Origin of the sequence: Microbacterium sp. H6, assembly GCF_003314775.1 — a bacterium.
GTDB lineage: Bacteria > Actinomycetota > Actinomycetes > Actinomycetales > Microbacteriaceae > Microbacterium > Microbacterium oxydans.
In genome coordinates this window covers 364-644 of record NZ_QOAY01000108.1, presented here as the reverse complement: position 1 = coordinate 644, position 281 = coordinate 364, and the positions used below count along the sequence as shown (strand labels likewise).

Here is a 281-nt window from a genome sequence, read left to right as displayed (position 1 = left end):
CTTCCGGCCACACCACCAGATCCACACCCGCGTCGAGCACCGGGCCGGTCGCGTCCCCCTGCGCCCGGGCGATCGCCCCCACGGTGCGCTGGTCGAAGTACCCGGACGGGCCGTTGCCTTGCACCGCCCCGACCCGCATCGTCCCGGCCGGTGTGGTGGGAAACGCCGGGACCAGGACCAGCATCAGGGTGGTGACGGCGGGTACGGCGGCGGGGAACGGGCGACGCCACCGGCCGGTCCGGATGGCTTCGATCGCGGCGGCGACGGTGAAGACCATCAGG

Annotated in this window: 1 pseudogene; it reads right to left on the bottom strand. The window is 74.0% G+C overall.

From position 1 onward, the window contains the following. Positions 1 to 277: pseudogene (locus DSP71_RS23315) on the bottom strand (apolipoprotein N-acyltransferase); the annotation flags it as partial. Positions 278 to 281 lie beyond the last annotated feature (4 nt).